Genomic DNA, 24,315 nt, shown 5'->3' with positions numbered 1-24,315 from the left:
GCATATTAAAAAGTCTTTTATTTTATATTTATTGATTAATAATTATTTTCTTGATTTACAAACTTCTACAAACATATCAAAGAGATTTTGCATCTTTATATTTTTAGAACTCATTAATTCAGGGTGCCATTGTACGCCTAATATAAAAGAGTCTTTTTTCTTATATTCTATAGCTTCAACTATTCCGTCTTTTGAAGTTGCTGTTACTCTGAAATCTTTTGATACTTTATCTATAGCTTGATGGTGGAAACTGTTTACTTCTGCAGTATCTCCGAACATATCATAAATGATGCTGTTTTTTACTATTTGAATTTTATGTGCAGGAACATATAATTCTGCAGTTTGACTATGTAGTATATTTGTATTTCTTTGTGTTGGTATGTCCTGTATTAGTGTTCCTCCGAAATGTACATTGATAACTTGTATTCCTCTGCATATTCCAAATATTGGTTTATTCATTTCGCAGGCATATTTCATAACAGTAAAGTCAAATTCATCTCTTTCATCTGAAATAGTTCCTATTTTTGTTATAGGTTCTTCTCCGAATCTGAAAGGGTGAACATCAACTCCTCCTGTCATTAGAACACCGTCTACCTTTTCAACCATACTTTTTATAGTTCTTTCATCATCTGTTATAGGCATTATAAAAGGTGTTCCGCTTGCTCTTATAACAGAATCTACATAAGAACGGTTTACAAATGCTTTTGGTATTGAATTGTTTTCATATAATAGATTTCCTGATATTCCTATAATGCTCATAAAACTTTTTCCTCATAATTTTTTGCAGTTATATTATATTTAAAGTGATTTTTTTACAATAGCTAATAACATTATTTGTGTTTTTATATTAATTTTTTATTTATATAATTAACATAATATAGTTGACATAATTTATAAATAGCTTTATTTTTATATAAATGCATAAAGGCAATAAATATGAAAGATGATAAATTAAGTAAAGAAGAAGTTAAAATAAGCAAATTTGTTAGCTTGGTATTAAGACATAAACCTGAAAATATAGGACTCACATTATCAAAAGATGGCTGGGCAAATGTTTATGAATTGATTGAAAAAATAAAAGCTACTGGAAGAAATATAGATAAAGATATACTTGAAAGGGTAGTTTTATATAATGATAAAAAAAGATTCAGCTTTAATGAAAATCATACATTAATAAGAGCAAATCAAGGACATAGTATTAATGTGGATTTAGGATTTGAAGAAAAAGAGCCTCCTGAGATATTATTCCATGGAACTTCAATTGATAATATAGATAGTATAAAACAGGAAGGCATAAATAAAATGAATAGGCTTCATGTACATTTATCTTTGACAGAGGATATAGCCAAAAAAGTAGGTGAGCGTCATGGCAAACCTTCTATTATAAAAATTAATTCTAAACAAATGTATGAAGATGGTATTAAATTCTATTTGTCTGAAAATAAAGTGTGGCTGTGCGATTATGTTGATCCTAAATATATTATTGATATAATTTAAATAATAAGTGTTATAACATACCCCGCCCTTTATATTTTATAGTTTTATTTAGATAATAAAATTTTATTTATTTTTTAAGTTTAATTAGAAATTTCAGCACCCACCCAAGTGATTATTAAGTTTAAAATATTATTCTACGCACGATTTATTTTATTAACTTATATATTTAAAAAGAAAATTAATGTATTTATATTTTTTAATCTGTTTACCGTGCGTAGTATTTTTAATTAACATAACATAGTTGACATAATTATATATTTGGTTATCATATTTAGAAAATTAAATTAAAGAGAATAATATAATGAAGAAAGTAATTTTTATAATAATTTTAATTGCAAATATATTTTTATTATCATGTTCTAATATAAAATCATCTAATGAAGGAATAGTAGTATCAGTTGGAGGAATGCCAAGTAGTTTAGACCCGGCATTTGCTAAAGGTATTAATACAGCAGTTTATATAACACATGCATTTGAAACTCTTACTCAAAGAGATGAAAAAGGTACTATAATTCCGGCACTTGCTGAAAGCTGGGAAGCTATGAGCAATAATACAGTTTATATATTTCATTTAAGAGAGAATGCTAAATGGTCAGACGGAAGAGATTTAACCGCTAATGATTTTGTATATACTTTAAGAAGATTGATAGATCCTGAAGTAGCATCTCCTTTTTCTTTGGGATTTGATATAATAAAGAATGCACAAAGTATAATGAAAGGTGAAAAGAATTTAGAAGAACTTGGAGTTTATGCTTTAGATGATCATACTTTAAAAATAGAACTAGATATACCATTACCATATTTTGAAGAAGCCATGGCTAGTGATATTGCTTCACCTGTAAGAGAGGATATTATAGGAACTTATGGTGAGGATTGGGCATTGAGTAAAGATCATTATATAGGAAATGGCCCTTATATAATGACTGAATATGATGAGGCTGTGAAAATAGTAATGGAGAAAAATCTTTATTATTGGGATAAAGATAATGTTAAGGCTGAAAAAATAACTTTTGAATTTTTAGAAGATGTTAATACTGCAGTTGCTGGTATTTATGCAGATAGTATATTATTTTATCCAGAGGCACCAGAAAATGAAAGAGCTTCTTTAATAGAGCAGGGTATAGGAAGAGAAGTTGACATAACATCTATTGCTTATTATATGGTTAATTTGAAAAGAAGACCTTTTACTAATCCTTTGGTAAGAAAAGCATTAGCACTTGGAATAGATAGAAATTATATAGTAAGTAATGTTTTAGGTGGGGGGAGAGTAGCTGCTAATGGTTTTGTTCCCATTAATGTAAAGAACGGTACTAATAATTTTAGGGACAATGCTCCTGAATATTTTTCTCTTAAAGAAAGTGATTATCAAAAAAATGTTGAAGAAGCTAAAAAATTACTAGCTCAGGCAGGATACAGAGATATAAAGAAATTTCCTATAATAGAACTAATTACAACTACTAATCCTTCTTCATTATTTGTGGCAGAAGCTATTCAAAGTATGTATAAAAATAATTTGGGTATAGATTTAAAATTAAGATATGAAGAACCTACAACTTATTTACAGTCAATAAAAGATGGAAGTTTTCAAATGATTAAAGCTGGTACAAGTGTTGCTTATAATCAGGCCACTGGTTATTTAAGACTTTTTCAGCTTGATGGTCTAGGTAATGACGGCGGATATACTAATAAAATTTATGATTATTTAGTTGATATTGCTATGACCAATGCTAATGAAGATATAAGAATAAAAGCAGCTTATGATGCAGAACGCATACTTATACAAGAGGATATGGCTATCATACCTATATATTATGATAAAGCTACTGTTATGCAGAGTAAAAAACTTCATGGTGTGAAATATGATATTTTTTCTATATATGATTTTAGAAATGCTTATATAAGTAATCAAGAATAATAGGATTTTAATTTATGAAAAAATTTTTTATTGGTTTATTTATTGGTATTATAATTACAGTATTTAGTTATAATATTGTACCAAAACTTTATTCAGAGTTTGGAAGTAAGGATTCAGGTGCTTTAAATAGTATAGCGTACGAATTAAGGAATATAAGAAATATATTAAATGATATCCGTTATGAATTAAAAGATAAATAATTTTTGTATATACTAAAAATTTTAGAGTTTGTCAAAAAATACAATTTTAAATTTAGGTTATTTGTTGGTACTAGCCCCCCACACCCCCAGTTCTTTTGTTGGCACAAAGAACCTATATCCTCAACAGGCTCAGATACGCTTAGCGAAAGGCTGCATTTCGACTTAAATTTAGTAATTTATCTTACATGTAAAACATAATTAGTATGATTTAATACTAATTTTATATTTGCACTTTTTGGTTCTTTGACGAAGTCCGCAGAGCGTATGCGGCGGGAAAAAGAACAACAAAAAATTGACAAACTTAAAAATTTTCAGTATATATTAATATTGAAATATTCTTTCTAAGCCATTTTTTATAAAGTCAAAAATATGTTCATTTTTTGAATCAGTACTTTCATAATATTCTAATAATTTATTATATTTATTTGTAATACATGACACTATAGATTTTTTATATTTATTATTATTTTTATTTTTTAGAATATTTTCCAAATATACTGTTGTATTTCTTATTTTATCTTCATCTCTATTTTTACATGCATTCATAAATTCTTCCATGTATATATCATACATATGATCAAATTCTAAATCTAAAAATGATAAATGATATAGAGTAGATTTGTTTCTTTTATCTATAAATACCTTAAATTCATCAAAGTCTATTAAATTGTGCTTATATAAATGAATAGCCATATTGAGAACATAAGCAAAATTATTATCTTTATCAATATCTTTATGCAGCATTAATTCTTTATAATAATCTAATGCTAATTTAATTTCATCAATCCAATTAATTATTTCATATTTAAAGTGTTTGCTGTATAAATCATATCCGGTATACACTTTAAAAAATAATCTGCTTATATATAAATCAATAATATCATTATTTCTAAAGGCATCTCTTATATTTTTTTCTATATTTTTGTACTTATGATTATCCAATATTATAACTAATTGTAATTTATAATTTTCATCTTTTTCTAAATTGTATAAATTATAAATTTCATTTAAATGTTTTTCATCTAATGATTTATATTTAAAAATAGTTGTTATAATACTTTTTTTATTTATCCTATTATCTTTTATTTCTTTATTATTTAATATATCATTGTAGTATTTGATTAAGTCATCAATTTCAAATCTTAATCTTATACCAAAAGTACCCATTTTATAATCAAGAGAAGTTTCTAAAAGCCAATTCTCATAATAATTTACAAAGTTATCATCACAAGTAATAGAAGGTTCTTCATTAAAGTCCCTATCATAATAAATAACTTTTCCTTTATTTTCTCCTGTCACTATTAATCCTATTATATACGAATAACCCAATGTCCCAAATTTTAATATGCCGTAATTTGTAACTTCGTTTTTTGAATCTTGATCTATTTCATATCCTTCGCTTACTTTTTGACAATACTCTTTCATTTTATTAATTTTGTTGTCATACTTTATATAATCAAGATTTATATCTTCAAATTTATCCATGCCATATCCATGACAAGCTCCGCCGTTTCCAACTTCTGTTATAAACCAAAAATACTCCTCTGGAAGTTTGAATCCATATTGTTTTTCTAATTCTATAACTTTATTTTTATCTATTGGAGGATTTAATTTGTATTTATGAGTTTTAGAAGCAAATTGCTCATAATGCTTATCTGTCTGATGACATTTTTTTAAAAGGTTAAAAATATTTTCTTTTCTTTGGCTGTTTAATTCTTCTTTTTTCATAGCAGTAATTATATGTTTTTTTATCATAAAGTAAATACTTTATGATAAATAAATATTGTTTTATATATAAATATATTATTGATAAAATAATAATTTTTTAATTTATCAGATTCAATAACTTTATAAATTATTTTTGTTTTTATTTTTTGACTAAGCACATTAATTAAGATATTACATTTTATTAATGAATATAAGCTCAAAAAATTATACGGATATATTTTATTTTTATATAATAAAAAAGGCCATCATATTATTTTTATGATAGCCTTTTATATATAAAGATTTAATTATTAAAATCTTTTCTTTCTGTCATGTTTTTTTTCTTTTTTGTTATGTTCTTCTTCAACATAATCAGCTGGTTTTTCAAGTAAAGCTTTTCTGCTTAAAGAATATTTTCCGCCTTTTATGTCTATGATTTTAACTTTTATTTCATCACCAATTTTTAGTACTTCTTCAACATTTAGAACATGTTTATAAGCTAATTCAGAAATGTGGCAAAGTCCTTCAATACCTGGTAATATTTCTACAAAAGCTCCAAAATCTTTAATGTCTTTAACTACACCGTCATAAACTTCGCCAACTTCAGGGTCTTTAACATAAGAATTGATAAGCTGTACAGTTTTATCTAGGGTAGGGCCGTCAGGAGCAAATATATTAACTACACCGCTGTCTTGTATTTCTACATCACTGCCAGTTTCTTCTATTATGGCTTTGATGTTTTTACCGCCAGGGCCTATTAATATTCTAATTTTCTCTGGATTAACTTCCATAGTTTTATATTTAGGAGCAAAATCAGAAACTTCACCAGCATTTGATATTGTAGAATCTATTATATCAAGTATAAAATATCTTGCTTTTTTAGCTTGTTCTAATGCTTCTTTTAATATTTGAGTAGATATACCAGTAAGTTTAATATCGAGCTGGAAAGCAGTGATACCTTTTCTAGTACCAGCAACTTTAAAGTCCATATCTCCTAAATGGTCTTCAACACCTTGTATATCTGTAAGTATTTTGTACCCGTCTTTGTATGTAGCAAGTCCCATAGCTATACCAGCTACACTAGCATTAAGAGGTACGCCAGAAGCTAATAATGACATTGTAGAAGCACATATTGTAGCCATAGATGAAGAACCATTACTTTCTAATATCTCAGCAACAACTCTTATAGTATAAGGGAATTTTTCTTTGCTTGGCAATACAGCATTAAAAGAACGTTCTGCTAAATTACCATGACCAATTTCTCTTCTTCCAGGAGCACCATAACGTCCAACTTCTCCAACAGAGAAAGGAGGGAAATTATAGTGAAGCATGAAAGTTTTATTTTCTTTTCCGTATATATCGTCCATTAACTGAGCATCTTTTTCGCTTCCTAATGTAACTATAGATAAACATTGAGTTTGACCGCGAGTAAATAGAGCAGAACCATGTACTCTAGGTATTAAATTTATCATAGTGCTTATAGGTCTTATTTCATCTAAAGCTCTGCCGTCAGGACGCATAGATTTTTCTACTATAGCTTCTCTAACTATTTCTTCTTCTATAGCATGACATATACCTTTAACTTGAGCTATTAATTTCTCATCTTCTACTTTAGTTTTGATATATTCTTCTATTTCATTGAAAGCATTATCCATACTTTCATTTCTTTTAGTTTTATCAGGATTATAATTAGCAGCTTCTATTTTTTCTCTTCCGTATTCAGTAACCATTTTTACCAATTCAGAATCATATTCAAATAATTCCTGTTCGATTTTTTGAGTACCGCAAAGAGCAGCCATTTCATTTTGCATATCAATATATTTCTGCATTTCTTTATGAGCTAACTCTATAGCACCGATGAATACTTCTTCAGAAACTTCTCTAGCTTCACCTTCAATCATTAATATAGCATCTTTACTTCCAGCAACAATAATATCTAAATCGCTAGCAGCAAGTTCGCTATTTTTAGGATTGATAATATATTCTCCATTTTTATATCCTATTCTAACAGCTGCTACAGGACCTCCAAAAGGTATCCAAGAAATTGTAAGGGCAGCACTTGATGCTATTAAAGCTAAAGCATCAGTAGGCATATCAGTATCTACTGAAAGAACAGTAGGAATGATTTGTACTTCATTTCTAAAACCTTCTGGGAATAGAGGTCTTAAAGGTCTGTCTATAATACGTGATATAAGTATTTCTTTATCTCTAGGTTTAGCTTCTCTTTTGAAGAAACCGCCTGGTATTTTACCACCTGCATAATATTTCTCATTATAATTGACTGTTAGAGGGAAGAAATCAGATTCTAAATTAGGTTCTTTAGCTGCTACAACAGTTGCTAAGATAGTGGTATTTCCTAACCTTAAAGTTACAGAACCATGAGCCTGTTTAGCTAGAAGCCCTGTTTCTAAAATTAATTCCTCTCCGCAAAAAACACTCTTAACTGTGACCATATTCTACTCCTTTATAGCCGAAAACACACGCACACCGGGAGGGTATTGCAATTACTAAACTCTAAAATCTACAAAAAATTATTTTCTTAATTTTAATCTTTGTATAAGGTTTTTGTAAGCTTCTATGTCAGTTTTTCTTAAATAGTTAAGAAGTTTTCTTCTTTTAGCAACCATTTTTAATAGACCCATTCTAGAGTGATTGTCTTTAGTATGAGTTTGAAAGTGACCTTTTAAGTAAGTTATACGATTAGTTAAAAGTGCTACTTGTACTTCAGTAGAACCTGTGTCATTTTCATTTTTACCAAACTCTTTAATTATTTTTGCTTTTTCGTCTGCAGTGATAGACATTGTTTTGTTCTCCTTTTGAAATATTTTCTTATCTTTTTTTCATCATTTTCTAATAATTTTTTAACTTCATCTATAGAATTAACTTTTATATTATCTCTTATATATTTGAGCAGAACAATAGTAATTTTTTTGCCATAAATCATTTTGGAAAAATCTAATATATGGCTTTCCACTCTAAGTTCTTTATTAATATTACTGATGCCTATAAAGGTTAAAGCTTGGTATACTTTATCTCCATTTCCTATTTTTACAGTTGAGCTATATACACCCATTTTTGGTATGAAAATATTTTTTTGAACTTCTAAATTGGCAGTAGGGTAGCCTATCTTTCTGCCCAAAGCATTACCATGAACAACTAAACCGCTCATAGCATATTCTCTACCTAGCATCTTATTTACACTGACCATATTGCCGTTTGAAAGTTCATCGCGTATATAAGAGCTTGATATTTTATCTCCTTTATAATTTAGGAACTTGATAAAACTTACTCCGATACCGCATTCTTTAGAATATTTCTTTAAGAATTCTGAATCTCCCATTCTATCCTTTCCGAAGGCAAAATCAGTGCCTACCGCAATATGTTTCATACGGTAGTATTCTATTAACTTGTTAAAGAACTCCTTAGCTTCCATTGTATAAAATTCTGGTAAAAAGTCAATAACTATTATATAATTAATGCCAAGAGCCTTTATGAAAGCCGTATTTTCTTCTATGGTGTAGATTGATACATTCTTCTTTTTTATAACTACTGCTATAGATAACAGATTGTGTTTTTGAGCATAGTCTACTGTATATTTGATTAATTTTTGATGCCCTTTATGAACACTATCAAATTTTCCTATTGTTACAATGCTATCTTTTTTTAAATTTAATTTAGAGAAATCATTTATAACTTGATTCATTTTTGTACTATTTATCCATACCCTTAATTTATTCTATTAACTGTTTTTTATCATTATTAAGTACTTTTTTCAATATGAATGATATTGTTATAACGATTATTGATATTAAAAATAGATATAAATTCATAGTCCAATAATTTACATTGCGTACAACGAATTCTAGTAAATTATAATGTTCTATTGATATAGCAAATAATACTTTAATAACACCATATAGTACAAAAGCATTTAATATATTATGATATATATACTGTCTTGAATACAATGATAATCCCAACATATAAAAAGAAAAGAATAAAAGAACGCAATTAATAAATATTAATATTATAGCGTAAAAAGGTATATTACTTAAAGTTATTATTTTTAGTAATGCTGTTATGATAGGGAATACTTCAAATCCAAATATGATATCTGTTGCAAATGTAGTTATATAGTTTCCAAAAGAACTTCTTTGGAATACTGTAGATGTTTTTTTAGTTTTACTTGTTCCGTAAATTTCAGTTACTTCGTGAAGTGATATTTCTTTGTCTGTAAAGTATATATAATCACTAAAATATAATTTTCCAGAAGATGAACTATCTATAAATATGACATTTTTATAAGTATTATCTAATAATTTATATCCAACTCTTATTAAATAATTATCTACTTTTGTGAAATATTGTCCATTTTCATCTACAAATAATAAACTTTTATCACTTAATTCATTTCTTAAATAATCTATATTTTTATTAAAAAATACTGTGTATGCAGGATATAATGTTACAAAAACAGCTAATACTATAATTGTTATTAATATTGAGATATTGCCAGTAAATTTATTTAAAGAACCTATTACTATCATAGCTGAAGTTGCTGCCACTATAACAATAGCGAAGAAATAGTGCTCCATTAAGTTTTTAATTAAATTAAAGTTGATATTTTGATATATATTATTAATATCAATTACTTTAAAAAAGTAAATTGTGAAATATATAACAAAAAAAGCCATAAAGAATGCTGCTAGGGTGATTAAATTTTTAAAAACTTTCATAATCTCATATCTACAACAACAAAAATAAGTATAAAAATAGAATTAAGCTGATTTAATATCTACTAATATACCAAAATTATAATATGCATTATTAATATCGTTAAAAGATTCTATATAGTTAGACAATTCCATTAAATTATAATCATTTTTTACAACACCATACATTCCTGATATTATTAACTCACCTTTTTTATGTGACAGCTCTTTTTTTAGTTCTATAAAGTAATCCCATACTTCTTTTTCTATAAAGAGACACTTTGATAGATCTAAAATGACATTATTAATGTTTTTTACTAAGAACTCTGAGAATATATCTTTAATTTGAGGTAAATGCTCATCATATATATTATTATATAAAGATATAATAATAACTGAATTATCTTTTAATGAATAGCTAATATCTAATGAAATCCCTATCATAGGTATACTTTAACAAATTTTTAATTTTTAGTCAATGAATTTTTTTTTAATTTTATTTTGAATTATTTATTTTTTTTTAATTTATCCCTAGTGCTTCTATAAATGATTATAGGCTTATCACCGGCTATCAATTTTTCTTCTTTCATACCTAAATAAGATTCTTTACTGCTTTGTGTTTTTACAACATCTTTATCTTGTTTTAATACTACAGCTGAATATTTTTTTCCTATGAAGTTTATTATATTTTTCAGAAAAGGGATATTCATTACTTTTTGATAAAATCTCATATATATAATTGTATTTTCATCATCAACAGGAGCAAATACTCCAAATACACGCATTTTTTCAAATATGTAATTCTGCCAAGTATTAGGAAAATAAAAATATAAAAAGTATTTAAAATCTTCTTTTTTCATTTCTGATGCACTTAAGGCTTTTTGTCCGTTATCAATTACATTATTTACATAAAACTTTAATATATTATTTTCTTCATCTAATTCTACTAAAGGGCCATTAACTACAGTTTTATTTCCTTTACCTATAGTATTATAATGAACAAAGGCAATATGTACAACATCAAGCTGATTTTCTATGCATCTTGTATAATGATTATGCCATTCATCTCTTATAGTAGAGTATGAGAATTTTTTATCTTTCAAATCATCAGGGAACATTATTCTATCATTGATTTTATCTTTATCTCCATACCATAGCCATATAAATCCGTATAGTTCTTTAACTTCATAACCTTCAACAAAGAAATTTTTATTAACTTCAGTATTTTTTCCATTAGCAGGAATCATTACTGTTTTTCCTGTTTTATCAAATTGAAATCCGTGAAATGGGCATGCTACATTATTGCCGCATATTTTACCATGAGATAAAGAAGCTCCTCTATGACAGCATTTGTCATCTATACAGCATATATTATTATTTGAATCTCTCCAAAATACTAGATTTTTATTTAATCTTTTAGCAAAAAAAGGTTTATTCTTCTTTACTTCTTTTGAATCTAGTACAGCATACCACATATTATATATCATAGTTGTATCCTCAAATTTTGATACATTAATTATATATTGTTATTTTAATAAATAAACATTTTATAAGATGATTTACAAAAAATATTTTAATATTATAAATGAAAATACTTTATAACTTTTATTAATATAGAATAAAAAAGAAATATAGAAAATTATAAGATGATTTATTTTAATTTATATAAATATTTTTTGAAAATAGATAATAAATTCAAATATTTTTTATTATAACTTTTAATATGCTTGTTAATAATCAATTATTAATATATAATATTTCCAAAAATAATTTGTTTTTATTTTTTATGAATAAACAAATTATTCTAAAATCTGATAATTTTGTCAGAAATAAAATAAATAATTTAAGGAAATAAATATGGCTTTATCTATAGGAATAGTAGGACTTCCTAATGTAGGAAAATCAACACTTTTTAATGCTTTAACTAATGCTCATGCTGAGGCGGCTAATTACCCGTTTTGTACTATAGATAAAAACGAAGCCACTGCTATAATAAAAGATGAAAGAGTTGATAAATTAGCTGCACTTTTCAAATCAAAAAAGAAAGTTTATAACACAACTACATTCGTAGATATTGCTGGACTTGTAAAAGGTGCTTCAAAAGGCGAAGGACTTGGTAATAAATTCCTTTCTCATATTAGAGAAGTTAATGCTGTTTTGCATGTTGTAAGAGTATTTGAAGATGGAAATATTACTCATATAGGCGATGTTGATCCTTTAAGAGATTTGGATATTATATTGACAGAACTTATGCTAGCTGATATTGAAACAGTTAATGCTAGAATGGAAAGACAAAAAAAGATTGCTAAAGGTGCTAAAGTAAAAGCTGCTGAAGAAGAAGTGGCTTTACTTGAGAAAATACTTCCAGAATTAAATAATTTTAAACCAATATTTAGTTTAGATTTAACAGATACAGAAAAAGAAATATTAAAACCTTTATTCTTATTAACAGCAAAAAGCATGATGATAGGTGCTAATTTATCAGAAAATGAGCTTGCTAATCCGGAAAAAAATTCTAATTATGTAACATTACAGAATTATGCTAAAGAAAAAAATGTTGAATTAATACCTTTCAGTGCAAAAATAGAGGCTGATTTACAGGATTTAGATGAAGAAGAAAGATTAAGTTATTTAGCTGATTTAGGCGTAAAAGAATCAGGTGTTGCAAGACTTACAAAAGCAGGACATAGATTATTAAAACTTTTGACATTCCTAACTTCAGGAGAAGATGAAACAAGAGCTTGGACAGTTAGAGAAGGTGCTTATGCTCCAGAGGCTGCAGGCGTAATACATAGTGATTTTGAAAGAGGCTTTATTAGTGCTGAAGTTATAAATTGCGATAAACTTTTAGAGCTTGGAAGTTTTGTAAAAGCTAAAGAAGCTGGTGCTATAAGACTTGAAGGAAAACAGTATTTAATGCAAGAAGGTGACGTTGTAACTTTTAGATTCAATGTTTGATATACAATATATTATTAATCTATATATAATTGTTATAAATTATAAATATTTTTTAAATTATGAAGATAAATTTTGAAATTAAATATGTAAAGCTTTTTGCATTGTCAGCCTGTATTGGAGCTGTTGTAGGTTTTATAGTTTCAATATATAGAATAATACTTTATAAATTAAGTGTTAACGTTTTTTATGTATCGAATTTTATATTTGAAAAATGGTATTATCCTATAATTCTTTTTGCATTTCTTATAAGTATGGGATGTCTTATAGGTTATATACTTACTCAGTATCCTCAAATAAGAGGTGCCGGAGTTCCTCAAATAAAATATTATATATCGCTGCATGAACCTAAAAATATATTCTTTGAAATTTTGTTCAAACTTTTTGGAAGTATGATATCATTTGCAAGCGGTATTTCTCTTGGAAGAGCTGGCCCTTCAATGCATGTTGGTATGCTTGTTGGATTATTTTTTCATAAATATTTTTCTAAACTAGCAAAATATAGAAGATATTTACTTGTTTCCGGTGCCTGTGCCGGAATGACTGCTACTTTTAGTGCTCCTTTTACTGGTATAGCATTTTCTTTTGAAGAACTTGGAGAGCATAAGAATCATATAGTTTTTGTATGTATTGTATTTTCTTCTATAGCTTCAATACTTGTAATTGAGCATATTGTAGGTCAAGGATTTATACTTAATTTTAATTTGCCTAAGATACTTGAAGTAAGACATTATATATCTTTACTTCCTTTTGGTATAATATGCGGAATACTTGCATCGATGTTAAATTTTCTTATGAATTTCTTTTCTAAGATGTATCAGAAGATTAAGAATGATATACTTCGTCCAGTGCCTGCATTCTTACTTGCCGGATTTATGATAATGTTCTTTCCTTATGTACTTGGAAGCGGTGATTTATTAATAGGAAGTATAGTAAAAGATAAATTTTCAGTTTCTATGCTTTTTATATTGATATTTATGAAATTATTTTATACTTCTGTATGTGCTACTTCCGGAGCAGTAGGCGGAATATTCTTTCCAACTTTTATATTGGGAGCATCAATAGGTTCTTTATATGATATATTCCTTATAAAATATTTTCCTGATTATGCTGTATATGGAGATTTATTCATACTGCTTGGAATTACTTCGTTAATGTCTGGTATTACAAGAACTCCTATAATGGTATGTATATTAATACTTGAAATATCAAATTCTATTTCTAATTTCTCAGCACTCGTTATAGTCGCCATAATATCATATATGGTTGCTAAAGTATTAGGCGTAACTTCAATATACGACCAAGATTAATATATTATTTTGGAGATGTTATGGAGATTTATCAAGAATTATTTAATGATTATTTAAAAGAATATTATAAGACTCTTGAAGAATTATTAAATTGTTTAGAAAATGATGATAAAGAAAAATTTCAAGAGAAAGTTAATATATTTGTATATAAAAAAGATAATGAGGCAGAATATACAAAAGATAAAAATTATATTGAAAGATTAAAATTAGTTTTATCTATACTTTATCATAAAAATAGAAATGAATTAATGAATAAAAAATCATTTGAAGATTTGCTTGTTTTTTTGTTTGAAGAAGAAATAAAAGACAGACAAACTAATTCTTATCAGGGTATAGGTACTTCTTTAGAAATTATGAGTTTTTTATTCGTTAAACTTTATAATGGTCATATAAATAAATTACTCTCTAAATATAAAGATTTATTTTATAAAGCAAAAAATGCAAACTTCGATTGTAATTGCGGTTATCATGTTGATGATTATGATTATTATAATGAAAGATTAGATGAATTAAATTTAGATTCTATAATATCTTACTTTATAGATATTGATGAATCAAAATTGTTATCAAAACTTGTTGATATATGGAAAAGCACTGTAAAAGAATGGGATAAAAAGAATTTAGATAAATTAAAATATTATGAGTCACTTATAGAAGACAAAGAATCTTTACTGGAAACTACCAAAAAACTTTTTGAAATGGCTGTTCAAGAAAATGAAAGTAATTGGGATATAGTGTCTGCTTTAAATAATTATCTTAAATCTTTAATTGATAATAATAAATATGATTATGCTTGGCAGTTAATGACAAAATATATGAACAATATAAAAAATATTCAAGATGATAAATTTTATAATATTAATTTGGGAAGATTTATAATAGAAAGAGCAGCAGATATAATGCTTAATATAAATAATGATAAATTAGAGAAAGAAATATGGGCTTTCATTAGTGAGCCTTTTACATCAGAACATCATTCTTTTTATTTGAAATTATACGAAAAAGTATTATTATGCTGTGATATTGTAAGAGATGAAAAATTAAAAAATAAAATATCACAAGAGTATCAGAAAGAACTGAACAAATTGAAGATATAGTCAAATAACATAAATTTAAAATTGTGTTTTTTGCAAACTTAAAAATTTTCAGTATATACCTAAACAACTATATTTTGTTAATTTTTACTTTTTTGTAAATGGAATTTTTGTTTATTAATAGTATGAAATATTATTAAGTTTTGTTTAAAATGCGAAGTAAAACCAAGATTTGTGTAAAAAATGCAGGCTTTCGCGAAGCGTATCCGAGCCCGCCGAGGATATAGGTTCTTTGTGCCAATACCATACCTACACTTACAGTGGACTTCGTCAGGTACTCCTTTCAGTCGCAGTACTTCCTTCGGTCGCAAAAGAACTGGGGGGTACGAAGTACGCAGAGCGGGTGGCTAGTCCCCACAAATAATAAAATAATTTTTGACAAAATATAGTTGTTACTAATTATATAAATATATTAATTTTATTGTTATAAATTTATTTTATGCAATCATTAATAAATTCTATAGGTACGTCCATACGATTTGCAGTTTCTTCTTTATTCATGCCGCTATCTAAAAAACGTTTACATACTGATTTAATATTTTCCCCAACTTCAATAATATGTTTGTCTGGATCATAAAATCGAACAACCCTTTGTCCCCAAGAATGTTCTTTGACAGAATGTACATATTCTATATTGTAGTTTTTTAGTTTATTAATGAAATTATCAAAATCATCTTCTTCAAAATAGATTTCAAAATTATTTCCTCCAAAAGATATATTATTTTTATCAATAAATTCTTTATATGTTTCTATTGTTTGTAAAACTAAATTTCCAGTTAATGTTTTATTTGCTCCGAAATCCATAATAACATTTAATTCAAGAATTTTTTTATAAAATTCAACGGATTTATTTATATCAGTAACTATAATCATAGTGCTTTTTAATATCATTTTTATACTTCCATAATTTATATTTTTTGTATTTTTAATTATTTTTTATATAGTATATTATGTAACTATAATAAAACTATTTAATAGGGTAGGAGTGAGATAAATTTATATAACTTTATAAAGAACAAAAAAATATGTATTATTAGAAAATATTGATTTTTAGGATTGAAATATATTAACATAATAATTTAATATGATAATAATTATTTACCATATTAAACTATTATTATGTTTTATAAATTTATTATCCGGCTATATCGCCGTATTCTATTTGTCTGTCGCCGTCAATATAAACTATTAGTGAATGATGTTTGAAATAGTCAGGTTCAAATAATATATGTAATGTTGTATCCGGTCTTGTTTCATCTTCATCAAAGTCTATTAGAATAGTATCTATATATATTGCATTATAGAAATCTTCTTCTTTTATAGGTATATTAATGATTTCTCCGGATTGGTTTTTATAAGTATTTTCATCAACCTGTTCACAAGTGATAATCCATTCTTCTGCCAAAGCTAAGCATTGTTTGTCAATAAGAAAATCAACAACATTTTTTTTATGCTCATCTATCCATTTTAATATTTCATTTATTTTATCTAAATATTTCATTAACATTTCAGATTTATTTGCTTCTTCGCCGAAATCTATTAATAAAGAAATTTTTTCATCATTCCATAAATCGCATTCTGATTCATAAGAAAAATAATCATTCTCATAGAAATCTTTTATAATTTTATCTTTCATAACTTCCCTCTTTTTTTCAAGTCTTATATTCATATTTAGTATGACTATTTATTAAATATAGTAATATATTATCAATTTTCAAGTTTTTATTTATTTTTTTTTATTGCATTGATAATTATATCGCATACAGCCTCACTATCAAAGTATCCGCTGTCTATAGTGAGATTATAATTAGTCATATTTCCCCAATCTCCGCCGGTGTAGTATTTGTAGTAATTAGCTCTATACTTATCAGTATTTTTTAACTGAGTTTCAGCATTTTCCATTTTTACGCCATATTCATTAGTTATTCTATGTATTCTTTCTTTGTTTGGGGCATGTATAAATACATTAAAACATTCATAATTTTCTTTTAAAATGAAGCTTGCACATCGTCCTATTATTACACAATTTCCTTGATTGGCTATATTTATAATAACTTCTCTTTGTATTTCAAATATTTTATCAAGAGTAGAATTTCTTACTGCAGATGCAAATGGACTTGAAAAAATTTCTTTATGAAATGCACTGAAAAAAAGATTATCATTAGTGAATTTTTCTTCTTTGGATTCCAAAAATTGTTTGTTTATACCCGTTCTTTCTGCCACTACTTCTATAAGTTCTTTATCGTAGAAAGATAGATTAAGTTTTTTTGCCAACATCTCTCCAATATGTCTTCCGCCGCTTCCATATTGTCTGCTTATCGTTATTATTATCTTTTCCATTCTGTTTCAACCGTTTTCTTTTATTTTTATTTATTATATTATAAAAAAAATTTTTATCTATCATATATTATTGTAATTTTTACTGTATTTTTTTAAAAAATAGTTTGATTTTTTTTTACTAATTGATATTATATATAGAAATTAATTTTATTTAAAAAGAATTATTTTCATAAATATATATATACGTTTGGAGGAAAATAAATATGGCTGCTAAAACATTAGAAGAAGTTTTATATTCAATATTTCAAGGTGAATCTAATGCTTCAAATAGATATAGTGCATTTGGAAAAGCATCTAGCAATAAAGCAATTCAAAAAGTTTTTTCAACAACATCTTTTGCTGAAAAAATTCATGCTGAAAAAATGAGAAAATTAGCTTTGAGAAGCGGATTAGATATGACAAAATTTACACCAGAACTTAATCCAGTTGCTCCAGCTAGCGATAAAGAAAACTTAGAAGCAGGTATAAAAGGTGAAGTTTATGAATCTACTATACTTTACCCACAATTAGCACAAGTTGCAGTAGAACAAAAGAATAAATTAGTAAGTGAAACTGTAAATTCTTTAGGTAAAGTAGAAACAGAACATGCTAAATTATTCCAAGATATTATAGATAATTTCTTAAATAAACCTGATGCAGAAGTAACTTTCTATCTTTGCCCAAGCTGTGGTAATATCTACAGAGACAAAGCTCCAGAAACTTGCGAAACTTGCGGCGGTTCTGGAAAAATGTTCCAAAAATATTAATGTAATAATCTATAAACATTACTTTATAATTATATCTACAATAATGTTGTTGACTTTATAGCAAAAATATGTTAATAATGTTATTGTAGAAAATGTTTAAAAAAAATAATAATAACGAGGTGAAATATGACTATACCTATAATAATCATCACCTCTGTTGTAGTTGCGTTTATTTTGGGATATACAACCCGTTTTGTTATAGCTAAAATAAAGCTTAACTCTACGGAAATTATAACACATAAATTGCTTCAAAGTGCAAGGGAACAAGCAGAAAATGAAAGAAAAACTATGCTTTCTGAAGCTAATGCAGAAATACAAAAAGAGCGTAGCAGGCTAGAAAGTGAAAACAGAGATAGAAAAGCAGAAATTCAAAAGCTAGAAAATAGGGTACTACAACGAGAGGCTAATCTTGATAAAAAATCTCAATACTTGGAAAACAAAGAGCATGGTATTGAGAATAAAATGAAAAAGATAAAAGAGCAGGAAGAAAAATTATCTTTTGTTATAGAAGAAGCTGAAAGAGAATTGGAAAGAATAGCTGGTCTTACAAGAGAAGAAGCTAAAGCTAGCTTGATAAAAGATATAGAAGAAGATGCCAAAAAATCTGCTACTAAAATAGTTGATAATATAGAAAAAAATGCTATAGAAACAGGCGAGAGAAAAGCCAGAGAAATAATAGTACAAACTATACAGCGTCTTTCTAGTGAGGTTGCTCAAGAAACTTCTGTTACATCTGTTTCTTTACCTAGTGAAGAAATGAAAGGTAGAATCATAGGTAGAGAAGGTAGAAATATAAGAATGCTTGAAACCCTTACAGGAGTAGATATAATTATTGATGATACTCCAGAGGCAGTTGTTATATCTTGTTTTGACCCTGTTAGAAAACATATAGCTAAAGTTTCATTAGAAAAACTTATCTTAGATGGAAGAATACACCCTGCTAGAATCGAAGAAGTTGTTGAAAGAACTAGAAGAGAAGTTGAAGATTCTATAATGGAAGCAGGTGAGAACGCTATCGTTGATTTGAATCTTACAACTATGCATCATGAACTTATCAGACATATGGGTAGACTTCAATATAGAACAAGTTACGGACAGAATATGCTTCTTCATAGTAAAGAAGTTGCTAATATTGCTGCAATGATAGCTGCAGAAATAGGTGCTAATGTAGATTTAGCTAAAAGAAGTGCTTTTTTGCATGATATAGGTAAAGCAATAGAAACAGAAGGTGAAGGTTCTCATGCTATGAGCGGTGCTGATTTGGCAAAAAGATGCGGAGAAAAAGAAGAAGTTGTTAATGCCATAAGAGCACATCATAATGATGTTGATACTCAAACTGTTGAGGCAGTTATCGTAAAAGCAGCAGATGCTATTAGTGCAGCAAGACCTGGTGCTAGAAGAGAATCTTTTGAAAGCTATATTAAACGTTTAGATAATTTAGAGAAAATTGCTGATAGTATAGAAGGCGTTGAAAAATCATTTGCTATACAGGCGGGCCGTGAGCTTAGAGTTATGGCTAAAAGTGATATGGTAGATGATATTCAAGCAAAACAAATAGCAAGAGATATTGCTAAACGTATTGAAGATGAATTGAAGTATCCTGGAATAATTAGGGTTACTGTAATTAGAGAAACTAGAGCAGTTGAGGTTGCTAGATAATAATTAATTAAAGGTAAATTAAAAATGTCTATAAAAAATATATTATGTCTTGGCGACGTTATAGGCGTTACAGGACGTTATGCTATAAGAAGGCATTTAGAAGAAATAAAATTAGAAAATGATATTGATTTTGTCATAGCCAATGGAGAAAATGCTGCTAATGGTATAGGCATTACAAGGGATACTGCAGCAGAATTATTTGACTGCGGTATAGATGTTCTTACTTCAGGCAATCATATATGGAATAATAGAGATGTCTTTGCTTTAATAGGTAATGAGCATAGACTTCTCCGTCCATATAATTATCCTAGTGATGCTCCTGGTCTTGGCTATTATATATATGAAATGTTCGATTGTAAGATTGGCGTACTCAATTTAATGGGAAGAACTTTCTTAGATCCATTAGATTGTCCTTTTAAAAAGGCTAATCTTGCAATTAAACATATCAAAGAAAGAACTAATGTTATATTCATAGATTTCCATGCAGAAGCTACTGCTGAAAAAATTGCTTTTTCATATTATCTTGAGGGACAAGTATCTTGTATATTCGGTACACATACACATGTACAAACTGCAGATGAGAAAATATTATCTTCCTATACAGCATATATTTCTGATATAGGTATGTGCGGAAGTTATAATTCTGTTATAGGAATGAAAAAAGATGCTGCAATTGCTAGATTTGTTACTAAAATGCCTCATAGATTTGAAGTTGAAACTACTAGCCCTATGATTAATGGTATTGTTGTTCAGGTTGATAGTGTTACAGGTAAAGCAGTTTCTATAAAAAGAATAAATTATGTATATCATAATGATATAGTTGAAAGGCAGGAAAAATAATTTTCTTAAGAAGGTTGAGATTATGGAAAATGATAACTCTCCAAAAGTATTTCTTAGACACTTTTTTATTTTTTATATAAAAGTTGCTGTTATTCATACTTTAACATATATTGTTTTTGGATTATTATTTTCTAATATGTTTGATTACAGTTCTGTTTATGATGGTACTGTAATAGCAAATTTTATGAGAAGTTTTGAATCTCCTATAATTTTTGTCGGACCTTTTTTACAGCCTATAAGAGCGTTATTTATAGCTATAGCTTTATTCCCGCTTAGAAGAATTATAATTACTAAATTTGGCTGGTTTATAACTTGGCTTATATTTGCATGTATAGGTATTATAGCTGCTCCTTCTTCAGCACCTAGTTCTATAGAAGGTGTTGTATATACTCAGCTTCCATTAAAATTTCATATAATAAATTTACCTGAATTATTGATTCAAACTTTTGCTTTTTCTATCATACTTTGGGTTGTAGAATTGCTTCCTCATACTGAAAAAGAATTTTCAAATAGAATATTTTTACTTAAACTTTTATTTTCTATATTCTATACTATGATAGGTATACTATTAACTTCTGTATGCGGAATAATTATAATGAATTTCTTGGAAATAGATTATTCAAAGACTAAATTAGACAGAGGAATTGTTTCTTATCTTAGTACAATATCTATAGTTACAATAATAATATCATATTCATTTTCTGATAAAGTATATAAAAATAAATGGTGGCTATTATTGATAATACCTTTGATTTTATTATTGTATATAGGTTTCCCTTATGGATATAATTATCTATTTAATACGATTTATAACAATCAAATGGCATTAATTCCTTATAGTTTATCTGCTGTATTAATGGCTATTATATATTATGTTATCTTTGTTATTCTTTACGGCAAATTAAGAACTAAAAAAAGCAAATGTACAGATTTAATTATAACTGAAGAAGAACCAGAATCTAAAGATGAAGAAGAAAAAGAAGAGGTTAAATTGATAGAGCTTAATGCTGATAATAACGAAGAAGATGATAAAAATTCTGTACAATAAGTATAATAAGACATAAAATTCAAAGTGTTCACTAATTCTTCAACATTAAGGCTAAAATGTAGTATGTTTTGTGTTAAATGTAGTGTAAAATTCCTACATTTTGAATTTTTTGTTCATTTTCAATAAATTTATTTTATAATCAAAAATGACAATATTTACTTATGTCGATTTTAGTGTATCATATATAGTAATAAAAAATTATTAAATTAGTATAGGGATTATGAGTAGAGTATTTTTATATATAACGATTATATTTATTAATAGTTTATTTCTTTTTTCTAAGGAAACAATAGAAAGACCTGTTTCTGATAATCCGAATTTTAGTTCTTCAAAATTTAAAAACTGGCTTTTAGTTGCTACTTTTGATAAAAACAATGTTCCTAGTTTTAAATTTGTTGATAGTACAGAAGATAAATCCTGGAAACTAAATAATTCTGATACTAAAGAATATATGTACGAAGGAAAAAATTCAAAAGCTGGAATGTTTTTTATATCCAGCATGAAATATTATCAGTATAGAGGTTATAATCCTTTATATACAGAAAAAAGAAATAAAGCAAATGAAAATGCTATGAAGCGTTTTTATTTTTATAGATTTACAGGAAAAGGCGGCGGAATAATATCTTTGGATAATACATTGGTAGCAGTAGATATTTATTCAAAGTATGTTTATATATATGGTATTCCTGTAGAAGAAGACAGTGTATTTGGTGTTGATGTGCCATTAAAATGGGGGCCTTCAGATACAGTAGTTTATAAAGGTTCAGTATTGCCTTTTTATAAATATGATCCTGTTGGACATGTAAATGAAGATGGTACAGTTGTTTTATATCCTTTTTATCAGAATTCTTTCTTAGATAAAGAGAATAGATATCAACCTCTTTTAAATAGCAAATATATTTACAGAAATTAGTCTTTTATAAGTTTTATTAACGTAAAAAGCCATTATTTATTATGAATAATGGCCTTATTTTTTATATATACTGAAAATTTTTAAGTTTTTCAACTGATAGACTTTATATAAATTTTATCTACTTTTTTACCGCATACGCTCTAAGGATTTCGTCAAAAATAATTATTTTTTTTCGTTATTTAATTGCTGTTCTATTTCCGGTATGGATTCTAAATATATTTTTGACATTTGCCAATTATCAGTTTTTATTAGTTTTAATATGTATTTCAAATATGCAGCAAATTCAGCCACTTTATTTTTATTACATACTTTGAATCCATCACCTGTAAAATATTTTCCTGTAATCCATTCTTGTTCTTTTTTTGTGTATAAACAATAGAAATTATCTTGACCAAATGGCGGTCTTATCACTATTTTGAATATAGAATTATCTGGAGGTATAACATAATTTTCTTTAGCTTCTATTTTATTTTGATATTGATTATTTGTATAATTATTAAAATCATTAGGATGCATTAATATTACATTTCCATCATTTTGAAAAGCGAATATATATATATATCCTTCTGTATTACATCTAAAATTTAAAGTAAATGATTCTCCTTCTATTATTTCACCTTTGTCGTATATTGCATTTGTTTTATTTTCTAATGTTGTCCTTTCAGCTCTTAGTATTATATTTATTCCATTAATTGGAGGTTCAAGAGCTTCTAACATCATTTTTGAAAAATGAAATTCTAGGAATGTGCATATTTCATTGATAGTTGATACGCTTTCAGAAGGGTTTTTTAATTCATATTCCTTTAATGTTTCGCCTGTTACTATATCTATTGCTTTAAAATTGTATTTTAAATCATAAAGTTCTTCATCTTTTTTTTCTTCAGCAGCTTTATCTGTATTTTCTGTTTTTTTGCCTATACCGTATTCTATTAAGTCGCCTAAATCTTTTATTTCGTTTGTAAGTACTATATCGTTACTAAGTATTGTATTTGTAATATTATAATTGCTTAATATCGTATTTATTTCATTTGAATTTATTGTTAGAGTATTTGTATTATTTTGATTATTTGTATTTTTTAATACTTTTTCACTATCCATTATAATAGCAACACGTACTTTTAAATTAGATGCTACTGTTAAACCTTGTTCCAAAGTTAATTCGTTGGTAGAAAATAATTTCTTTTTCTGTCTGTCTACTGATATAGATGTTTTTTGTTTAAGATAAGCAAATCTATTTATTGTTCTTACTAATTCTTTTCTGAATGGCTCATTAGCTCTTAAACTATGATCTAAATCAATAGTAGCTATAGGCATTCTTTCCCTTGAATAGAGATTTAAAGATATTACTACTATAATAAGTATGTATTTAATTATATTAT

General features: G+C 26.7%; 23 protein-coding genes. 11 read left to right on the top strand and 12 right to left on the bottom strand.

The window, feature by feature from the left end; genetic code table 11:
- Window positions 1-42: 42 nt before the first annotated feature.
- Entirely contained in the window at window positions 43-759 is a 717-nt protein-coding gene (locus R4K56_RS01010; RefSeq protein WP_335771553.1) for a gamma-glutamyl-gamma-aminobutyrate hydrolase family protein, read from the bottom strand.
- A 177-nt stretch (window positions 760-936) separates the two neighbouring features.
- On the opposite strand from R4K56_RS01010, the gene R4K56_RS01005 reads away from it, so the two are divergent.
- From R4K56_RS01005 to R4K56_RS00995, 3 genes are all read left to right on the top strand, one after another.
- Window positions 937-1,497 carry an RNA 2'-phosphotransferase gene (locus R4K56_RS01005; RefSeq protein ID WP_335771554.1) on the top strand — a complete coding sequence of 187 codons (561 nt, stop codon included), beginning with the start codon at window positions 937-939 and terminating at the stop codon, window positions 1,495-1,497.
- Between the two features lie 301 nt (window positions 1,498-1,798).
- The gene (locus R4K56_RS01000; protein ID WP_335771555.1) at window positions 1,799-3,412 is read left to right on the top strand and encodes a peptide ABC transporter substrate-binding protein; all 1,614 of its coding nucleotides are present in this window, start codon (window positions 1,799-1,801) and stop codon (window positions 3,410-3,412) included.
- Between the two features lie 14 nt (window positions 3,413-3,426).
- Entirely contained in the window at window positions 3,427-3,612 is a 186-nt protein-coding gene (locus tag R4K56_RS00995; protein WP_335771556.1) for a hypothetical protein, read from the top strand.
- 321 nt (window positions 3,613-3,933) lie between these two features.
- On the opposite strand, the gene R4K56_RS00990 is transcribed toward R4K56_RS00995, so the two are convergent.
- The 7 genes from R4K56_RS00990 to R4K56_RS00960 form a co-directional block, all read right to left on the bottom strand.
- The gene (locus tag R4K56_RS00990; RefSeq protein ID WP_335771557.1) at window positions 3,934-5,367 is read right to left on the bottom strand and encodes an SMI1/KNR4 family protein; all 1,434 of its coding nucleotides are present in this window, start codon (window positions 5,365-5,367) and stop codon (window positions 3,934-3,936) included.
- 263 nt (window positions 5,368-5,630) lie between these two features.
- Complete coding sequence (gene pnp, locus R4K56_RS00985) at window positions 5,631-7,772, bottom strand: polyribonucleotide nucleotidyltransferase (protein ID WP_335758382.1); 2,142 nt, start codon at window positions 7,770-7,772, stop codon at window positions 5,631-5,633.
- Window positions 7,773-7,850: 78 nt separating this feature from the next.
- Window positions 7,851-8,120, bottom strand: a complete 270-nt coding sequence (gene rpsO / locus R4K56_RS00980) for a 30S ribosomal protein S15 (protein WP_335760278.1) — start codon at window positions 8,118-8,120, stop codon at window positions 7,851-7,853.
- A complete protein-coding gene (locus R4K56_RS00975) occupies window positions 8,087-9,022 on the bottom strand; it encodes a bifunctional riboflavin kinase/FAD synthetase (RefSeq protein ID WP_335771558.1) in 936 nt (311 codons plus the stop codon). Before R4K56_RS00975 ends, rpsO begins: the two co-directional genes overlap by 34 nt.
- A 28-nt stretch (window positions 9,023-9,050) precedes the next feature.
- Entirely contained in the window at window positions 9,051-10,055 is a 1,005-nt protein-coding gene (locus R4K56_RS00970; protein WP_335771559.1) for a hypothetical protein, read from the bottom strand.
- Window positions 10,056-10,097: 42 nt separating this feature from the next.
- Window positions 10,098-10,475 carry an STAS domain-containing protein gene (locus tag R4K56_RS00965; protein WP_297296424.1) on the bottom strand — a complete coding sequence of 126 codons (378 nt, stop codon included), beginning with the start codon at window positions 10,473-10,475 and terminating at the stop codon, window positions 10,098-10,100.
- A 62-nt stretch (window positions 10,476-10,537) separates the two neighbouring features.
- Window positions 10,538-11,518 carry an aromatic ring-hydroxylating dioxygenase subunit alpha gene (locus R4K56_RS00960; RefSeq protein WP_335771560.1) on the bottom strand — a complete coding sequence of 327 codons (981 nt, stop codon included), beginning with the start codon at window positions 11,516-11,518 and terminating at the stop codon, window positions 10,538-10,540.
- Between the two features lie 370 nt (window positions 11,519-11,888).
- On the opposite strand from R4K56_RS00960, the gene ychF reads away from it, so the two are divergent.
- Genes ychF through R4K56_RS00945 form a run of 3 tightly spaced genes read left to right on the top strand, consistent with a single transcriptional unit; the run spans window position 11,889 to window position 15,393 of the window.
- Entirely contained in the window at window positions 11,889-12,989 is a 1,101-nt protein-coding gene (ychF, locus tag R4K56_RS00955) for a redox-regulated ATPase YchF (RefSeq protein ID WP_335771561.1), read from the top strand.
- A gap of 59 nt (window positions 12,990-13,048) precedes the next feature.
- A complete protein-coding gene (locus tag R4K56_RS00950; RefSeq protein ID WP_335758377.1) occupies window positions 13,049-14,296 on the top strand; it encodes a chloride channel protein in 1,248 nt (415 codons plus the stop codon).
- A gap of 20 nt (window positions 14,297-14,316) precedes the next feature.
- A complete protein-coding gene (locus R4K56_RS00945; RefSeq protein ID WP_335771562.1) occupies window positions 14,317-15,393 on the top strand; it encodes a hypothetical protein in 1,077 nt (358 codons plus the stop codon).
- 429 nt (window positions 15,394-15,822) lie between these two features.
- Here R4K56_RS00945 and R4K56_RS00940 read toward each other — a convergent pair whose 3' ends face one another.
- From R4K56_RS00940 to R4K56_RS00930, 3 genes are all read right to left on the bottom strand, one after another.
- Complete coding sequence (locus R4K56_RS00940; protein WP_335771563.1) at window positions 15,823-16,281, bottom strand: VOC family protein; 459 nt, start codon at window positions 16,279-16,281, stop codon at window positions 15,823-15,825.
- 244 nt (window positions 16,282-16,525) lie between these two features.
- Entirely contained in the window at window positions 16,526-17,026 is a 501-nt protein-coding gene (locus tag R4K56_RS00935) for a DUF2262 domain-containing protein (RefSeq protein WP_297300220.1), read from the bottom strand.
- 86 nt (window positions 17,027-17,112) lie between these two features.
- A complete protein-coding gene (locus R4K56_RS00930) occupies window positions 17,113-17,730 on the bottom strand; it encodes a cytidylate kinase-like family protein (RefSeq protein ID WP_335758200.1) in 618 nt (205 codons plus the stop codon).
- Window positions 17,731-17,933: 203 nt separating this feature from the next.
- Between R4K56_RS00930 and R4K56_RS00925 the strand changes: the two genes are divergently transcribed.
- From R4K56_RS00925 to R4K56_RS00905, 5 genes are all read left to right on the top strand, one after another.
- Window positions 17,934-18,476 (top strand): rubrerythrin family protein, encoded by a 543-nt coding sequence (locus tag R4K56_RS00925; RefSeq protein WP_335758201.1) that lies wholly within the window; start codon window positions 17,934-17,936, stop codon window positions 18,474-18,476.
- A gap of 126 nt (window positions 18,477-18,602) precedes the next feature.
- A complete protein-coding gene (rny, locus tag R4K56_RS00920) occupies window positions 18,603-20,135 on the top strand; it encodes a ribonuclease Y (protein WP_335760272.1) in 1,533 nt (510 codons plus the stop codon).
- A gap of 24 nt (window positions 20,136-20,159) precedes the next feature.
- A complete protein-coding gene (locus R4K56_RS00915) occupies window positions 20,160-20,975 on the top strand; it encodes a TIGR00282 family metallophosphoesterase (RefSeq protein WP_335758203.1) in 816 nt (271 codons plus the stop codon).
- Window positions 20,976-20,997: 22 nt separating this feature from the next.
- The gene (locus R4K56_RS00910) at window positions 20,998-22,023 is read left to right on the top strand and encodes a hypothetical protein (RefSeq protein ID WP_335758204.1); all 1,026 of its coding nucleotides are present in this window, start codon (window positions 20,998-21,000) and stop codon (window positions 22,021-22,023) included.
- Between the two features lie 220 nt (window positions 22,024-22,243).
- The gene (locus R4K56_RS00905) at window positions 22,244-22,936 is read left to right on the top strand and encodes a hypothetical protein (protein ID WP_335771564.1); all 693 of its coding nucleotides are present in this window, start codon (window positions 22,244-22,246) and stop codon (window positions 22,934-22,936) included.
- A gap of 162 nt (window positions 22,937-23,098) precedes the next feature.
- On the opposite strand, the gene R4K56_RS00900 is transcribed toward R4K56_RS00905, so the two are convergent.
- Window positions 23,099-24,250: a DUF4384 domain-containing protein gene (locus R4K56_RS00900; protein ID WP_418232767.1), complete on the bottom strand. Its 1,152-nt coding sequence runs from the start codon at window positions 24,248-24,250 to the stop codon at window positions 23,099-23,101.
- Window positions 24,251-24,315 lie beyond the last annotated feature (65 nt).

It is taken from the genome of Brachyspira pulli, assembly GCF_036997785.1.
Lineage (GTDB): Bacteria > Spirochaetota > Brachyspiria > Brachyspirales > Brachyspiraceae > Brachyspira > Brachyspira pulli.
This window is presented reverse-complemented; position numbering and strand designations above follow the sequence as displayed.

Coding starts and splice junctions, on each gene's coding strand:
- R4K56_RS01010 (WP_335771553.1), bottom strand. CDS start 759: ATGAGCATTATAGGAATATCAGGAAATCTATTATATGAAAACAATTCA.
- R4K56_RS01005 (WP_335771554.1), top strand. CDS start 937: ATGAAAGATGATAAATTAAGTAAAGAAGAAGTTAAAATAAGCAAATTT.
- R4K56_RS01000 (WP_335771555.1), top strand. CDS start 1,799: ATGAAGAAAGTAATTTTTATAATAATTTTAATTGCAAATATATTTTTA.
- R4K56_RS00995 (WP_335771556.1), top strand. CDS start 3,427: ATGAAAAAATTTTTTATTGGTTTATTTATTGGTATTATAATTACAGTA.
- R4K56_RS00990 (WP_335771557.1), bottom strand. CDS start 5,367: ATGATAAAAAAACATATAATTACTGCTATGAAAAAAGAAGAATTAAAC.
- pnp (WP_335758382.1), bottom strand. CDS start 7,772: ATGGTCACAGTTAAGAGTGTTTTTTGCGGAGAGGAATTAATTTTAGAA.
- rpsO (WP_335760278.1), bottom strand. CDS start 8,120: ATGTCTATCACTGCAGACGAAAAAGCAAAAATAATTAAAGAGTTTGGT.
- R4K56_RS00975 (WP_335771558.1), bottom strand. CDS start 9,022: ATGAATCAAGTTATAAATGATTTCTCTAAATTAAATTTAAAAAAAGAT.
- R4K56_RS00970 (WP_335771559.1), bottom strand. CDS start 10,055: ATGAAAGTTTTTAAAAATTTAATCACCCTAGCAGCATTCTTTATGGCT.
- R4K56_RS00965 (WP_297296424.1), bottom strand. CDS start 10,475: ATGATAGGGATTTCATTAGATATTAGCTATTCATTAAAAGATAATTCA.
- R4K56_RS00960 (WP_335771560.1), bottom strand. CDS start 11,518: ATGATATATAATATGTGGTATGCTGTACTAGATTCAAAAGAAGTAAAG.
- ychF (WP_335771561.1), top strand. CDS start 11,889: ATGGCTTTATCTATAGGAATAGTAGGACTTCCTAATGTAGGAAAATCA.
- R4K56_RS00950 (WP_335758377.1), top strand. CDS start 13,049: ATGAAGATAAATTTTGAAATTAAATATGTAAAGCTTTTTGCATTGTCA.
- R4K56_RS00945 (WP_335771562.1), top strand. CDS start 14,317: ATGGAGATTTATCAAGAATTATTTAATGATTATTTAAAAGAATATTAT.
- R4K56_RS00940 (WP_335771563.1), bottom strand. CDS start 16,281: ATGATATTAAAAAGCACTATGATTATAGTTACTGATATAAATAAATCC.
- R4K56_RS00935 (WP_297300220.1), bottom strand. CDS start 17,026: ATGAAAGATAAAATTATAAAAGATTTCTATGAGAATGATTATTTTTCT.
- R4K56_RS00930 (WP_335758200.1), bottom strand. CDS start 17,730: ATGGAAAAGATAATAATAACGATAAGCAGACAATATGGAAGCGGCGGA.
- R4K56_RS00925 (WP_335758201.1), top strand. CDS start 17,934: ATGGCTGCTAAAACATTAGAAGAAGTTTTATATTCAATATTTCAAGGT.
- rny (WP_335760272.1), top strand. CDS start 18,603: ATGACTATACCTATAATAATCATCACCTCTGTTGTAGTTGCGTTTATT.
- R4K56_RS00915 (WP_335758203.1), top strand. CDS start 20,160: ATGTCTATAAAAAATATATTATGTCTTGGCGACGTTATAGGCGTTACA.
- R4K56_RS00910 (WP_335758204.1), top strand. CDS start 20,998: ATGGAAAATGATAACTCTCCAAAAGTATTTCTTAGACACTTTTTTATT.
- R4K56_RS00905 (WP_335771564.1), top strand. CDS start 22,244: ATGAGTAGAGTATTTTTATATATAACGATTATATTTATTAATAGTTTA.
- R4K56_RS00900 (WP_418232767.1), bottom strand. CDS start 24,250: ATGCCTATAGCTACTATTGATTTAGATCATAGTTTAAGAGCTAATGAG.